This is a genomic window from Streptomyces sp. DG2A-72, assembly GCF_030499575.1.
Taxonomy (GTDB): domain Bacteria; phylum Actinomycetota; class Actinomycetes; order Streptomycetales; family Streptomycetaceae; genus Streptomyces.
The window spans coordinates 9,535,865-9,549,259 of sequence record NZ_JASTLC010000001.1 but is presented as its reverse complement, the minus strand read 5'-3'; the positions used below and the strand labels follow the sequence as shown (position 1 = coordinate 9,549,259).

Genomic DNA, 13,395 nt, shown 5'->3' with positions numbered 1-13,395 from the left:
TCAGGTCCGCCCCTCCCGCTCCTGCGCCACCTTCAGCGCGGCGGAAGGGGCGGTCCAGCGCGCGCGCACGACGGTGAACCCGGCCCGTTCGGCGTCCTCGCACACCAGCTCGTCGTCGTCCACGAGAACCCGGATCACCCGGTCCCGGGCGAGGCGGCGCAGGATCTCCAGCTTGATGCGCCGGGCGGGCCGGAAGTCACCTCTACTCCCACCCGCCCGCCCTGCGTCGCGCCGCATGAAGACCCGCCCCTCCGGCAGTCCCTGCGCCGCCAGCCAGTCGAGCGTGTCGCGCCGGCAGCGCTCGGGCCGACCGGTCAGATAGACGACCTCGCACTCCTCGGCGCGCTCCAGCAGCAGCGCGACGCCCTCCGCGATCGGCGGGTCCTGCGGCGCGGCGGCGAAGAAGGCGTCCCAGTCGCGCGGCTTGCGCTCCAGGAACCGCTGCCGGTGGGCGGTGTCGGCGAGGGTGTTGTCCAGATCGAACACTGCCAGCGGGCGCTGGTTGCTGTCTGTCACGCCCTCACCCTAGCCAATGCGCCATGCCCGGACATCAAGTCATCCCAGTGGTTGATTACCGAAAGAACCCGCTGCCGTACTCCGCATCCGACCATCCGGATTTTCACTTGCCGCGCCGCGCCCAGAGGCGGTTCGGCATGAAAGCGATGCTGCTGTCCGTCGGCGGATTCCTGCTGTACCGCCGGAAGCGCACGAGCGGCCCGATGACGCAGCAGGGCCCGAGGGAGTACCGCACATGGTGACGACCGGCCTCGCCTCCATCCCGGCCGGCTTCCTGCTGGGCGTCGGCAGCGAACCACACTGAAGGCCCATTTGTTAATGGGATCCATTTTCATATAGCGTCGCGGGGTGCCCACGCCGGTGCACCCCGCACCGCTTGCGAAGAAGGAGTCCCATGGCCGTCCCCAAGCGGAAGATGTCCCGCAGCAACACCCGGCACCGCCGCGCCCAGTGGAAGGCCACGCCCGCGCAGCTGGTTCCGGTCACGGTCGACGGCGTCCGTCACCTCGTACCGCAGCACCTGGTCAAGGCCTACGAGCGCGGCCTGCTGCGCCCCGAAACCTGACCGGGCGCAACGCTGGGTGACGGCGGGAATGCCACCGTCACCCGGGCGTTGAACCCCGTATGAGCTCCCTGATCGCCTCGACCCTCTTCTCCGTGCTCGACCGTTCCCGCACCCGCGAGGGCGGCACCAACGCCGACGCACTGCGCGACACCGTACGGTTCGCGCAGCAGCTGGAGGAGCTCGGCTATCACCGCTTCTGGGTCTCGGAGCACCATGGCGTCCCCGGTGTCGCCGGTTCCGCGCCCACCGTGCTGGCCGCCGCCGTGGCAGGGGCGACCCGGACGATCCGGGTCGGGACGGGCGGTGTGATGCTGCCCAATCACCGGCCCCTGGTCGTGGCCGAGCAGTTCGGGGTGCTGGAGTCCCTCTTCCCGGGCCGGATCGACATGGGTCTCGGCCGGTCCGTCGGCTTCACGGACGGCGTCCGCAGGGCACTGGGGCGCGACAAGGACGTCGCCGAGGACTTCGCGGCCCAACTGGACGAGCTGCTGGGCTGGTTCACCGGTACGTCCCCGACGGGCGTGCACGCGCGTCCCGCGGAGGGCCTGGCCGTCCCGCCGTTCGTGCTGGCCATGGGCGAGGGCGCCGCGATCGCCGCCCGCGCGGGCCTGCCGATGGTGATCGGCGACCTCCGCAACCGCGAGAAGATGCAGCACGGCATCGACCACTACCGCGCCCACTTCCGCCCGTCGCCCTGGGCGAGCGAACCGTACGTGGTCATCTCCGGCACGATCGCCGTCGCCGCCACCCCCGAAGAAGCCCAGCGCCTCCTCGTCCCCGAGGCCTGGTCGATGGCCCACTCACGCACCCACGGCACCTTCCCGCCCCTCCCACCCGCCGAACGCGTCGAGACCCTCACCATGACCACCAAGGAGCGCGGCTTCTACGAGTCCGGCCTCACCGGACACCTCGCCGGAACCGAGGAGCAGGTCGCCGGTGAACTGGAGACGGTGCTCAAGGAGACGGGCGCGCAGGAGGTCCTGGTCACCACGAGCACGTACGACCGGGAGGCCCTGCTGGACTCCTACCGGCGGCTCGCCCGGATCACGGGTCGTGCGAGTCTTCCCTCCGCGTAGTCCGCGGAGGGAAGGCCCTCCGTTCCCGCGTGGAAGTGCCCATCCCGACACCCGCTGCGTCAAATCCAGCCGATGTGTCAACGGGCCGGACGGCCGACGGCGAGCATCCGTGCCCGTGACTCCTCGGAGATCAGGGCGGCGTGGGCCCATCCCAGTTCGCCGCCCACGACGACGGGCTGGGCGGCATGGGCGAGTGCACGGCGGTCGGGGTGGCTGGCCGCGGGGATCTCGTCCTGTATCTCGACCTCGGCGACGAGCCCGCGGGCCGTGACGACCCGCCACATCGAGGAGAGCAGGGAGTCCTCGCCGACGAAGGCGGGAGCCGTGCTGGACGGCCCGTTGTCGAACCGGTAGTGGAGGCGGACCGGCTGGACGGGTACGCCAGCGTCGAGCGCGGCCTGGAACACCGCCCGGCGGAACGGTCCCTGAGCCCGGCCGCACCAGGTGCTGCCCTCCGGGAAGGCCACGACCGCGGCTCCTGCACGCATCGCCTCGGCGATCCGGGCGACCGTCTCGGGCAGCGCCCGCAGCCGGTCCCGCTCGATGAACAGGGCGCCGCTTGCCGCGGTGAGCCCGCCCGCCACCGGCCACTGCCGGATCTCCGCCTTGGCGAGCATCCGGGCCGGGCGTACGGCGGCGAGCAGCGGGATGTCCAGCCACGAGATGTGGTTGGCGACGAGCAGCATGCCCCCGGTGGGCGCGGCTGCGCCGGTGATGCGGACGCGGACGCCGGCCGCCTGCACCACGGCCCGGCTCCACCGTCGGACCAGCGCGTCGCGCCGGGCCGCGGGGACGCTCCCGAACACCGGCATCAGCATGATGCCGAACAGGAGCACCGCCAGCATCGCCACGATCCGCAGCACGGCGCGCGGCACGTCCGTCACAGACCGCACGGATGTGACACAGATCTGCGGCGAGCAGGGTGCGGTGGGCAGCCAGGCGCTGCTCGGTATGACGGGGCGGTGCACGGCCGCCGCCCCGCCCCCGCGCCGCTGGGTCAAGGTCCGTCCGACGGCCGCGGCCGGGCCGAGGCGCTGCGGCAGCCCCGTACGCAGGTCGCTCATCAGGCCGGGACGAGGGAGAGGAAGTGCTTCAGATAGCGCGGGTTGACCCGGCGCATCGACAGCAGCACGTACAGGTCGGCGACCCCGAAGTCCGGGTCGTGAGCGGGCTCCGCGCACACCCAGGCGCCGAGGCGGAGGTAGCCGCGCAGCAGGGGCGGCAGCTCGGTCCGGGTGGCGGGACGCGCCACGCCCTCCGGGCTCCAGGGCAGCAGCGGACGTACCCGGTACTCCTCCGGAGCAAGGTACTTGTCCTGCACCCGGTCCCAGGTGCCGGCCGCGAGGGCGCCGCCGTCGGCGAGCGGGATGGAGCAGCAGCCGGCGAGCCACTCGTGGCCGTTGTCGACCATGTAGCGCGCTATCCCGGCCCAGATCAGGCCGATGACCGCGCCGTCCCGGTGGTCGGGGTGGACGCAGGAGCGGCCGACCTCTACGAGGCCCGGGCGGATCGGGTCGAGCGCGGAGAGGTCGAACTCGCCCTCCGAGTACAGGCGTCCGGCGACCGCGGCGCGGTCCGGCGGCAGCAGCCGGTAGGTGCCGACGACCTGGTCGGTGATCGTGTCGCGGACCAGCAGGTGGTCGCAGTACGCGTCGAAGGCGTCGATGTCGTGACCCGGCTGCGGGGTGGAAAGAAGCGCGCCCATCTCGCCGGCGAAGACGTCGTGGCGCAGGCGCTGCGCGGCCCGGACGTCCTCCTCCGTTCGCGCGACGGTGACGGTGTAGCGGGTGGGCGCCGACGGCTGCGGGGGGCGGTCGAGCGTGGAAACGCCGGTCATGGCACTCTCCTGAACACGGGCCGGGGACGGCTGAGCGGCTTGCTGGCCGGTTCACTTCGTCCGGCCGCAACAGTTCTTCCCATGGCGGGCGTCGTGCGCGTGACCCGCGAAGGGAGAGCGGGTGTGGGCTTGTTGAATGCCAGGGGTGCCTGGCGGGACCGGGCCTGAGCACCACCCCGGTCCCGCCCGTCCGCACCCTGTCGGCGAACGTTCCTTGAACTGCGGCGTCTAGCGCCCGGCCACCTTCCGCGTCGCGCGCAGCCACTCCTTGTTCATGCTCGTGATGGACACCAGCGGGATGCCCTTCGGACACGCGGTGGCACACTCTCCGGTGAGCGTGCACCCACCGAAGCCCTCCTCGTCCATCTGCGCCACCATGTCGAGCACCCGGGTCTCGCGCTCCGGCGCGCCCTGCGGCAGCACGTTCAGGTGGTTGATCTTCGCCGACGTGAACAGCATCGCCGCGCCGTTCGGGCAGGCGGCCACACAGGCGCCGCAGCCGATGCACTCGGCGTGCTCGAAGGCGAAGTCGGCGTCCGGCTTCGGTACGGGGGTGGCGTGGGCTTCCGGCGCGGAGCCGGTCGGGGCGGTGATGTAGCCGCCCGCCTGGATGATCCGGTCGAACGCGGTCCGGTCCACCACCAGGTCCTTGATCACCGGGAAGGCGGAGGCCCGCCACGGCTCGATGTCGATCGTGTCGCCGTCCTTGAAGGACCGCATGTGCAGTTGGCAGGTGGTGGTGCGCTCGGGTCCGTGGGCGTCGCCGTTGATGACGAGCGAGCAGGCGCCGCAGATGCCCTCGCGGCAGTCGTGGTCGAAGGCGACCGGGTCCTCGCCCTTGAGGATGAGTTCCTCGTTGAGCGTGTCGAGCATCTCCAGGAAGGACATGTCGGAGGAGATGCCGTCCACCTCGTATGTGGACATGGCGCCTTCGGCGTCGGCGTTCTGCTGCCGCCAGACGCGCAGGGTGAGCTTCATGCGTAGCTCCGCTGGGTGGGGTGGACGTACTCGAAGACCAGGTCTTCCTTGTGCAGGGCCGGGGCCTCGCCCGTACCCGTGAACTCCCAGGCGGCCGCGTAGGTGAACTCGTCGTCCCTGCGGGCGGCTTCGCCGTCGGGGGTCTGGGACTCCTCGCGGAAGTGGCCGCCGCAGGACTCGGAGCGGTGCAGCGCGTCGAGGCACATCAGCTCGGCGAGCTCCAGGTAGTCGACGATCCGGTTGGCCTTCTCCAGCGACTGGTTGAACTCCTCGCCGGTCCCGGGCACCTTGATCCGCCGCCAGAACTCCTCGCGGATCTGCGGGATCCGCTCCAAGGCCTTGCGCAGTCCGGAGTCGGTGCGGGCCATGCCGCAGAACTCCCACATGAGTTCGCCGACCTCGCGGTGGAAGGAGTCGGGAGTGCGGTCGCCGTCGACGGAGAGGAGAAGGTTGAGCCGGTCCTCCGTCTCGGCCAACGCCTCCTGTACGACGGGGTGTTCGGCGGTGACGGACTCCTGGTGCGGGTTGCGCGCGAGGTAGTCGTTGATCGTCGCCGGGAGCACGAAGTAGCCGTTGGCCAGGCCCTGCATCAGCGCGGAGGCACCGAGCCGGTTGGCTCCGTGGTCGGAGAAGTTGGCCTCGCCGATCGCGAACAGACCGGGGATCGTGGTCTGGAGGTCGTAGTCGACCCACAGTCCGCCCATCGTGTAGTGCACGGCGGGGTAGATCCGCATCGGCACCTCGTACGGATCCTCGTCGGTGATCCGCTGGTACATGTCGAAGAGGTTGCCGTACTTGGCCTCGACGGCCCCCCGGCCCATCCGCTTGATGGCGTCCGCGAAGTCGAGATAGACGCCCTGTCCGCCGGGGCCCACTCCCCTGCCCTCGTCGCAGACGTTCTTCGCGGCGCGGGAGGCGATGTCGCGCGGGACCAGGTTGCCGAAGGACGGGTAGACGCGCTCCAGGTAGTAGTCGCGCTCGTCCTCGGGGATCTGGCTCGCGGGCCGGGTGTCGCCCTGGGCCTTCGGCACCCAGATCCGGCCGTCGTTGCGCAGCGACTCGCTCATCAGCGTCAGCTTGGACTGGTGGTCGCCGGTGCGCGGGATGCAGGTCGGATGGATCTGGGTGAAGCAGGGGTTGGCGAAGTACGCGCCGCGCCGGTGCGCCCGCCAGATCGCGGTGGCGTTGGAGTTCATGGCGTTGGTCGACAGGTAGAAGACGTTTCCGTAACCACCACTCGCCAGTACGACGGCGTCCGCGAAGTACGTGTCGATCTTCCCGGTGATCAGGTCCCGGGCCACGATCCCGCGCGCCCGTCCGTCGATGACGATCAGGTCGAGCATCTCGGTGCGCGGGTGCATCTCGACGTTGCCCGCGGCGATCTGCCGGGACAGGGCCTGATAGGCGCCGAGCAGGAGCTGCTGGCCCGTCTGACCGCGGGCGTAGAACGTACGGGACACCTGGACGCCGCCGAAGGAGCGGGTGTCGAGCAGACCGCCGTACTCCCGCGCGAACGGCACGCCCTGCGCCACGCACTGGTCGATGATCTCTACGGAGATCTGCGCGAGCCGGTGCACATTGGACTCGCGCGCCCTGAAGTCGCCGCCCTTGACGGTGTCGTAGAACAGGCGGTGGATGGAGTCGCCGTCGTTGCGGTAGTTCTTCGCCGCGTTGATGCCGCCCTGCGCGGCGATGGAGTGGGCGCGGCGCGGGGAGTCCTGGTAGCAGAACTGGACGACGTGGTAGCCCTGTTCGGCCAGCGTGGCGCCCGCGGAGCCGCCTGCGAGGCCGGTGCCGACGACGATGACGGTGTGCTTGCGCCGGTTGGCGGGGTTGACCAGCTTGGCCTCGAAACGGCGCTTGTCCCAGCGCTCGTTGACCGGCCCGGAGGGGGCCTTGGTGTCGACGACCGGTTCGCCGGTCTCGTAGTCGGTGTAGGTCATCAGCTCACGACTCCAGTCATGACACCCACGGGTACGGCGATGAAGCCGACCGTGAGAAGCAGCGCGAGGGCGTTGGCAGTGGTCTTCAGGGCGCGGTCGCGGGTGCGGCTGCCGGCGCCGAGGGTCTGAGCGGCGCTCCAGAAGCCGTGCTGGATGTGCAGGCCGAGGGCGAGCATCGCGACGAGGTAGATGACGTTGCCGTACCAGGTGGAGAAGGTGTCCACGACGTTCTGGTACGGGTGGCCCTCCTGGAAGCCGCCGGAGTGCACGGTTCCGGTCGTCAGGTCGAGGATGTGCCAGACGATGAACAGGCCGAGGATGATCCCGCCCCAGCGCATGGTGCGCGTCGCGTAGCTGGCCCGCGGCTTCTTGTGCACGTACTTGCTGGGGCGCGCCCTGATGTCGCGGCGGCTGAGCTGGTAGGCGGAGGTGGCGTGGGCGACGACCGCGACCACGAGGACGACACGGATGAGCCAGAGCGTCCACTCGTAGTGCATGAACGGCTCGCCGACGGTGCGCAGCCAGTGCGCGTAGTGGTTGAACTCGCCGGGCCCGAAGAAGATCTTCAGGTTTCCGATCATGTGGACGACCAGGTACAGCAGCATGATCAGACCGCTGACCGCCATCACGGTCTTCTTGCCGACGGAGCTGTCCCACACCGTGCGTGCCATGGACGGCCGTCGGTCCGTCCGCGTTACCAGAGCCATGTGGCAAAACGCTAGGCCCAGGCAGCCGATCGGTCCAAGACATGGTCCGGCTCGATTCCATAGGTGATGGCTATCGTAGGGCTATGCAGTTCCAGCAGCTCCAGTACTTCGTGGCGGTCGCCGAGACGCGGCACTTCACCCGGGCCGCCGATCTGGTCCACGTGGCGCAGCCGTCCCTCTCCCAGCAGATCAAGGCGCTGGAGCGGGAGCTGGGGGCGGATCTGTTCCTGCGGGCGCGCGGCAACATCACGCTCACCGACGCGGGCGAGGCGCTGCTGCCGCTGGCCCGCCGGATCCTGGCCGACGCGGACACGGCCCGGCACGAGGTGCAGGAGCTGGTGCAGCTGCGCAGCGGCCGGGTCCGGCTGGGCGCGACGCCGAGCCTGTGCACCGGCCTGCTGCCGGACGTGCTGCGCGCCTTCCACGACCGCTATCCCGGCATCCGGCTGATGATCGAGGAAGGCGGCTCGCACGATCTCGTACGGGAACTCGCGCGCGGCGCCCTCGACCTCGCGCTGATCGTCCTGCCGCTGCCGACGCCCTCCCCGGCGCTCACCTCGGTGGAGCTGCTGCGCGAGGACCTGGTCGTGGTCTCCTCGCCGGACGCCCCCAGGCCCGGCCACGGCCGGCGTGCCGTGCGCATCGCCGACCTGGAGGGCGAACGGCTTGTGATGTTCCGGCACGGCTACGACCTGCGCGAACTGACCGTGGCCGCGTGTCGCTCCGCTGGGTTCGAGCCGGACTTCGCGGTGGAGGGCGGGGAGATGGACGCGGTCCTGGGCTTCGTACGTGCCGGGTTGGGGCTGGCCGTCGTGCCGCGCATGGTGGCCACGCGGTCCGGGCACGGGCTGCGGGTGACCCCGCTGGCCCGGCCCGGGCTGCATCGGACGATCGCGCTGGCGCATCGCAGCGATGTGGCTCCGCCGCGGGCGGCACGGGAGTTGCAGCGGATGCTTCTGGAGCGTTGACGGTGCGTTTCGCGGGACGGGCAGCGATGGTCGTCGTTCGTCTGCGGGCTCGTTGTGGCTGGTCGCGCAGTTCCCCGCGCCCCTTTGGGGCGCGTTCTACTGAGGACGCGCTGGAGGCCGCTGGACGGCGCGCTACGCGTCGGAGGAGGCGGCCGTCCCGGTCTCGGTCCAGCTGAGCGGCCGGCTCGAACAGCCGGGGCTCCTGCGCCAGGGTGAAGCCGACGAGGCGCTGATCTACGAGCCGTTCGACCGCACCGGCCTGGACACCGAGGCGCTGACCACCGAGCCGCGTGTCGCGGCGCTCGCCGCCCGCGAGCAGTTGACCCTCGCCGACCTCGACCTGGGCCCCGGCACGGTGGGCCCGTACCTTCGCGCGATGCGCAGCAGGGGCCACGACCTCGCCCAACTGCTCACGCTCGTCGGACTGGGCGAGGCCGGCCGGTGCTGGACGCTCCGCCCGCGGTCCTCGTCATCGCCTGGCCGCGGCAGTCCCGGTCGACGGCCACGGCGGCGCTGGTCCGCGCCGCCACGACGGTGGCCGAGGCCGTACGACCGTGAAGGCTCACCCCGTCGCGTCCACCAGCGCCAGCTCGTGCAGCCGCTCCGGCGGGCCCGGGCGGGCGTAGTACCAGCCCTGAGCCGTGTCGCAGCCCAATATCCGGAGCTGCTCGGCCTGGGCGCCCGTCTCCACGCCCTCCACCGTCACCGCGAGGTTCAGGCTGTGGGCGAGAGAAACGATCCCTTCGACGATCTTGAGGTCGACGGAGTCCGCCGGGAAGCGCTGCATGCTCTGGGTGAAGGACCGATCCAGCTTGAGGATGCTCACCGGCAGCCGGCGCAGATTGGCAAGGTTCGAGTAGCCGGTGCCGAAGTCGTCCAGGGCGATGTCGACGCCCATCTCGGCCAGTCGGCGCAACGGCTTGAGCAGGTCGTCGTCGGCGCCGATCAACGCCGACTCGGTCACCTCCAGGCAGAGCGCGTCGGGTGCGACGCCCGCGCGCTCCAGGATGTCGACGGTGTCCTGGACCAGTCCGGGATGCGTGAGCTGGCAGGGCGAGAGGTTGACGTTGATGCGCAGCGGGCCACCGGCCCCGGTCGCGCCGTACCGCTCCCGCCATTCGCGGGCCTGGCGCACCGACTGCTCCAGCACCCAGCGGCCCAGCGGAACGATCAGCCCTGTGTGCTCGGCGAGCGGAATGAACCGGTCCGGGCTGAGGACACCGTGCTGCGGATGCAGCCAGCGCACCAGCGCCTCGGCCCCGCGGACGCTGCCGTCGCCGAGGTGGACCAGCGGCTGGTACTCGATGAAGAACTCGCCACGGTCCAGGGCCGTCGGCAGTGAGGTGGTGAGCCCGTGCCGGGTGATGGCGCGGGCGTCGGCCTCGGCGTCGGCCAGCTCGAAGCGGTTGCCGCCCGCCGACTTGGCGCGGTACATGGTGATGTCGGCGCTGCGCAGCACCTCGGCCGCGCTCCGCTCCCCCGCCGGCCCTTCGACGATGCCGATGCTGCCGCGCACGGTCAGCTCCCGGCCGTCGACGCTGATCGGGGCGACCAGCGCGTTCATGATGCGCGCGGCCAGCTCGTCGACCTCGCGCTCGGTGTCGGTGCCTGTGGTCAGCGCCACGAACTCGTCGCCGCCGAGCCGGGCGACCATCTCGCCGGGCGCGGTCGCGCAGGACTGCAGCCGGTCGGCGACCTCGACGAGCAGCCGGTCGCCGGCCGCGTGACCGAGGCTGTCGTTGATGGTCTTGAAGCCGTCGAGGTCGAGATAGCACAGGCCGAAGCGCTGGCCCTCGCCCGCGGTGAGGGCCTTGTCCAGGCGCTCGAAGAACAGCGTGCGGTTGGGCAGCCCGGTGAGCGCGTCGTGCGTCGCCTCGTAGCGCAGCCGGAGGTTGAGCAGCCGCCGCTCGGTGGTGTCCTCCATCAGGGCGAGCTGGTACTCGGGGTTGCCGTCGGCGTCGCGGAGCAGCGAGACCGTCAGATTGGTCCACAGGACCGTTCCGTCGGGACGGTAGAACGCCTTCTCCACGTGGTAGTGCTCGCGCTCGCCGCGCACGAGTTCCTCGTACAGCCGCCACACCTGAGGCGCGTCCTCGGGGTGGGTCCACTCCATCACGTTGCGGGTGCGCACCATCTGCTCGGCGCCGCCGAACATGCGCACCAACGCCCCGTTGACCTGCAGTATGTTGCCCTCCAGGTCGGCGATCCCGATCCCTATGGCGGCGCCCTCGAAGACCGCGCGGAAGCGGGCCTCGGTCGCGTGCAGGGCCTGCGCCACCACGCCCTGCGCCTTCAGCGCGGCCGAGGAGATCGCCTCCTGCTCGACGAGCGTCCGCTCACGCAGCGCCGTGGCGAACCCGGCGGCCATGGCGTGCTGCAACCGCGAGGAACGCGCGCGCAGTTGGTCCTGCGTGCCGTCCCCGCCGCAGTACAGCACCAGGTAGGCGTCGACGCAGTCCAGGGTGCGGCTGAGCGCCTCCGGGTCGGTGCAGTGCACGGCGACCAGCGCGGCGCCCACCGCCCGCGCCTCGTCCGCCTGGAAGGTCCTGGCCCGCAGCGCCTCGCTCAACCGCCGGGCGAGCGGCAGCAGTTGCTCCTCCAGCTCGGCCCGGGTCAGCGACGTCGAGGTCACCGGGAACACCGCCCGGCTCCAGATCGTCGCGAACCGGCGCAGTCTGTCCTCCGGCCCGTCCGGCTCCGCGCTCACGCCGTACGCCCCACGCCGGCGAAACCGGAGAAGGCATACGGATCCTCGTCCTCCGGCGCGGTGTCCGGCCGCCAGCGCGGCATAGCCACCAGTCCGGGTTCCACCATGTCGTACCCCTCGAAGAACTGCGCGATCTCCTCGCGCGAGCGCATGATCAGCGGGTTGCGAATGTCCTTGTATACGCCCACCGTGCCCTCGGCCCGCTCCGGCGGGAGGGGGATTCCCTCGTACGAGGCATGTGTGAGGATCAGCAGGCTGCCGGGCGCGAGCGCGTCGCGCAGTTCGGCCACCGCTCCGTACGGGTCGTCCGCGTCTTCCACGAAGTGCAGTATGGCAACGAGAAGCAGCGCCACTGGGCGGTTCAGGTCGATCAGTCGCCGCACCTGGGAGGCGGCGAGGATCTCCTGGGGCTTGCGCAGGTCGGCCGCGACCACGTCGGTGTCGGTGTTGCCCTCGAGGACCGCCTGGCTGTGCGCGACGGCCACCGGGTCGTGGTCGACGTAGACGACATGCGCGCCGGGGCTTGCCGCCTGGGCCACCTCGTGGACGTTGCCGAAGGTCGGGATGCCCGAGCCGATGTCCAGGAACTGGGTGATGCCCTCGTCGGCGGCGAAGCGCACCGCGCGGCGCATGAACGCCCGGTTCGCCTGCATGATCTTGGGGAGTCCCGGCATGAACTCCATGGCCCTGCGGGCCGCCTCCCGGTCGACCTCGAAGTTGTGCGAACCGCCCAGGTAGAAGTCGTAGATCCGGGACACGCTCGGCACCGAGATGTCGATGCTCCGTGGGGCCCAGGCGGGACGCTCCATCAATCTCTCCAAGGCGTAGGCGATCCGGTGTTCGAGCTGAGGCTACTGATCGCCCGCCAAAGGAGCGAGCGGAAACGGAAATTGACCATCCGTTCCCGGTCACTGCCTGCGGCACGTGCCGAATTGATGCCCTGTATCGCCTCTACTAAAAGTGTCCGAGGCGTTCCGGAGAGTTCCCAGGAGTGCCCAAGCACGGTGAAGAGTCACGAAGAATATGAAGAGATACGGTGAATTACGGCAAAACCGGTCCGCCCCCTCCGTGCGGTGCGGAGGGGGTGGACCGGGGTCGGTGGCGGAAGCCGGAAGGCTGTGGTCAGCCCTTCACGGCCTTTCCGTCGGGTGCGACGGCGTACCAAGCACCGGCCACACCCTGGCCGTTGGTGTCCCCGGGCTTCGTGTCACCGGCGAAGGTGTAGATCGGGACACAGTCGATGGTCTGCTGCTTCAGTCCGTCGGGCCGGTCGAAGACCACATAACCCTGACCCCTGGGACCGGACCCCTTCAGATCGATGCCCTTGGTGTTCTTGGCGTCGACCGGCTCGATGACCGGCCACTTCTCCAGACACTCGCCGGTGCACGCCGTCTTCATCGGCCAGGGCGAGTCCTTCAGGAAGCGGTAGACCGTGTGGCCGTTCTTGTCGACGACGATCTCGCCGAGCTCGGGGTCGTTGCGGGTGGACAGCCCGGGCAGGCCGACCTGCTCGGCCTCACCGCCCTGTCCGCCTTGCTGGGCCTTCTTGCCGTCGGGCGCCAGCGCGTACCACTTGCCGCCCACACCCTGGCCCTTGACGTCGCCGGGGGTGGTGTCCTTCGCATAGCGGTACGCCGGCCAGCCGCCGACGGTCAGCTGCTTGGTGCCGTCGGCGCGGGTGACCTCGCCGAGCAGCGCCTTGTCGATGCCGGCGCCGGCCGTGGCGTCGTCCGCCGGGACCGGCGGCCAGGTCGTGGCGCAGTCGCCGTCACAGTTCGACTTCGGCGGCTCGGCGGTGTCCTGGTCGAACCGGTACAGGGTCATGCCCGCACTGTCGGTCACCATGTTGCCGACTTCCGCATTGGTGGAGACGGCCAACTGGCCTGCGAGCGAGGCCTGGTTGGCGTTGCCCTGTTCGTTCTGGGCTCCGGTGCCGGCTCCGGCCCCGGCGCCTGCCGTTCCGTAGTCACCGGCCGCGGCCGTGGCGCCCACGTTCTGGCTCACGGACGGGCTGCTTTCCTGACCGCACGCCGTCGTCAGCGCCAGCACAGCCGCAGCGCTCGCCACGAGTGAGGCGCTCCGCCAGGAGGTCTTCATC

Annotated in this window: 12 protein-coding genes; 3 read left to right on the top strand and 9 right to left on the bottom strand. The window is 70.5% G+C overall.

Annotated features, from left to right (window positions below; all coding sequences use genetic code 11):
* Window positions 1-516, bottom strand: coding sequence for a hypothetical protein (locus QQY66_RS45110; RefSeq protein ID WP_301986269.1), 516 nt, complete (start codon window positions 514-516; stop codon window positions 1-3).
* Between the two features lie 394 nt (window positions 517-910).
* Here QQY66_RS45110 and rpmF point away from each other — a divergent pair, with 394 nt between their 5' ends.
* The gene (rpmF, locus tag QQY66_RS45105; RefSeq protein WP_301986268.1) at window positions 911-1,081 is read left to right on the top strand and encodes a 50S ribosomal protein L32; all 171 of its coding nucleotides are present in this window, start codon (window positions 911-913) and stop codon (window positions 1,079-1,081) included.
* Between the two features lie 59 nt (window positions 1,082-1,140).
* The gene (locus QQY66_RS45100; RefSeq protein WP_301986267.1) at window positions 1,141-2,157 is read left to right on the top strand and encodes an LLM class flavin-dependent oxidoreductase; all 1,017 of its coding nucleotides are present in this window, start codon (window positions 1,141-1,143) and stop codon (window positions 2,155-2,157) included.
* A 77-nt stretch (window positions 2,158-2,234) separates the two neighbouring features.
* On the opposite strand, the gene QQY66_RS45095 is transcribed toward QQY66_RS45100, so the two are convergent.
* From QQY66_RS45095 to QQY66_RS45075, 5 genes are all read right to left on the bottom strand, one after another.
* The gene (locus tag QQY66_RS45095) at window positions 2,235-3,221 is read right to left on the bottom strand and encodes a 1-acyl-sn-glycerol-3-phosphate acyltransferase (RefSeq protein WP_301986266.1); all 987 of its coding nucleotides are present in this window, start codon (window positions 3,219-3,221) and stop codon (window positions 2,235-2,237) included.
* Window positions 3,221-3,994: a GNAT family N-acetyltransferase gene (locus QQY66_RS45090; RefSeq protein ID WP_301986265.1), complete on the bottom strand. Its 774-nt coding sequence runs from the start codon at window positions 3,992-3,994 to the stop codon at window positions 3,221-3,223. The genes QQY66_RS45095 and QQY66_RS45090 overlap by 1 nt, the downstream gene beginning before the upstream one ends.
* 228 nt (window positions 3,995-4,222) lie before the next feature.
* Complete coding sequence (locus tag QQY66_RS45085; protein WP_301986264.1) at window positions 4,223-4,972, bottom strand: succinate dehydrogenase/fumarate reductase iron-sulfur subunit; 750 nt, start codon at window positions 4,970-4,972, stop codon at window positions 4,223-4,225.
* Window positions 4,969-6,918, bottom strand: a complete 1,950-nt coding sequence (locus QQY66_RS45080) for a fumarate reductase/succinate dehydrogenase flavoprotein subunit (protein WP_301987711.1) — start codon at window positions 6,916-6,918, stop codon at window positions 4,969-4,971. Before QQY66_RS45080 ends, QQY66_RS45085 begins: the two co-directional genes overlap by 4 nt.
* On the bottom strand, window positions 6,915-7,586 hold the full coding sequence (locus QQY66_RS45075; RefSeq protein ID WP_301987710.1) for a succinate dehydrogenase: 672 nt from the start codon (window positions 7,584-7,586) through the stop codon (window positions 6,915-6,917). The genes QQY66_RS45080 and QQY66_RS45075 overlap by 4 nt, the downstream gene beginning before the upstream one ends.
* 119 nt (window positions 7,587-7,705) lie before the next feature.
* Between QQY66_RS45075 and QQY66_RS45070 the strand changes: the two genes are divergently transcribed.
* The gene (locus QQY66_RS45070; protein ID WP_301986263.1) at window positions 7,706-8,590 is read left to right on the top strand and encodes a LysR family transcriptional regulator; all 885 of its coding nucleotides are present in this window, start codon (window positions 7,706-7,708) and stop codon (window positions 8,588-8,590) included.
* Between the two features lie 562 nt (window positions 8,591-9,152).
* On the opposite strand, the gene QQY66_RS45060 is transcribed toward QQY66_RS45070, so the two are convergent.
* From QQY66_RS45060 to QQY66_RS45050, 3 genes are all read right to left on the bottom strand, one after another.
* The gene (locus QQY66_RS45060; RefSeq protein ID WP_301986261.1) at window positions 9,153-11,297 is read right to left on the bottom strand and encodes a bifunctional diguanylate cyclase/phosphodiesterase; all 2,145 of its coding nucleotides are present in this window, start codon (window positions 11,295-11,297) and stop codon (window positions 9,153-9,155) included.
* Window positions 11,294-12,106 (bottom strand): SAM-dependent methyltransferase, encoded by an 813-nt coding sequence (locus tag QQY66_RS45055; protein ID WP_301986260.1) that lies wholly within the window; start codon window positions 12,104-12,106, stop codon window positions 11,294-11,296. The genes QQY66_RS45060 and QQY66_RS45055 overlap by 4 nt, the downstream gene beginning before the upstream one ends.
* A 313-nt stretch (window positions 12,107-12,419) precedes the next feature.
* Window positions 12,420-13,394, bottom strand: a complete 975-nt coding sequence (locus tag QQY66_RS45050) for an SCO0930 family lipoprotein (protein ID WP_301987709.1) — start codon at window positions 13,392-13,394, stop codon at window positions 12,420-12,422.
* Window position 13,395: the final 1 nt, after the last annotated feature.

Coding starts and splice junctions, on each gene's coding strand:
- rpmF (WP_301986268.1), top strand. CDS start 911: ATGGCCGTCCCCAAGCGGAAGATGTCCCGCAGCAACACCCGGCACCGC.
- QQY66_RS45100 (WP_301986267.1), top strand. CDS start 1,141: ATGAGCTCCCTGATCGCCTCGACCCTCTTCTCCGTGCTCGACCGTTCC.
- QQY66_RS45095 (WP_301986266.1), bottom strand. CDS start 3,221: ATGAGCGACCTGCGTACGGGGCTGCCGCAGCGCCTCGGCCCGGCCGCG.
- QQY66_RS45055 (WP_301986260.1), bottom strand. CDS start 12,106: ATGGAGCGTCCCGCCTGGGCCCCACGGAGCATCGACATCTCGGTGCCG.
- QQY66_RS45085 (WP_301986264.1), bottom strand. CDS start 4,972: ATGAAGCTCACCCTGCGCGTCTGGCGGCAGCAGAACGCCGACGCCGAA.
- QQY66_RS45090 (WP_301986265.1), bottom strand. CDS start 3,994: ATGACCGGCGTTTCCACGCTCGACCGCCCCCCGCAGCCGTCGGCGCCC.
- QQY66_RS45050 (WP_301987709.1), bottom strand. CDS start 13,394: ATGAAGACCTCCTGGCGGAGCGCCTCACTCGTGGCGAGCGCTGCGGCT.
- QQY66_RS45070 (WP_301986263.1), top strand. CDS start 7,706: ATGCAGTTCCAGCAGCTCCAGTACTTCGTGGCGGTCGCCGAGACGCGG.
- QQY66_RS45075 (WP_301987710.1), bottom strand. CDS start 7,586: ATGGCACGCACGGTGTGGGACAGCTCCGTCGGCAAGAAGACCGTGATG.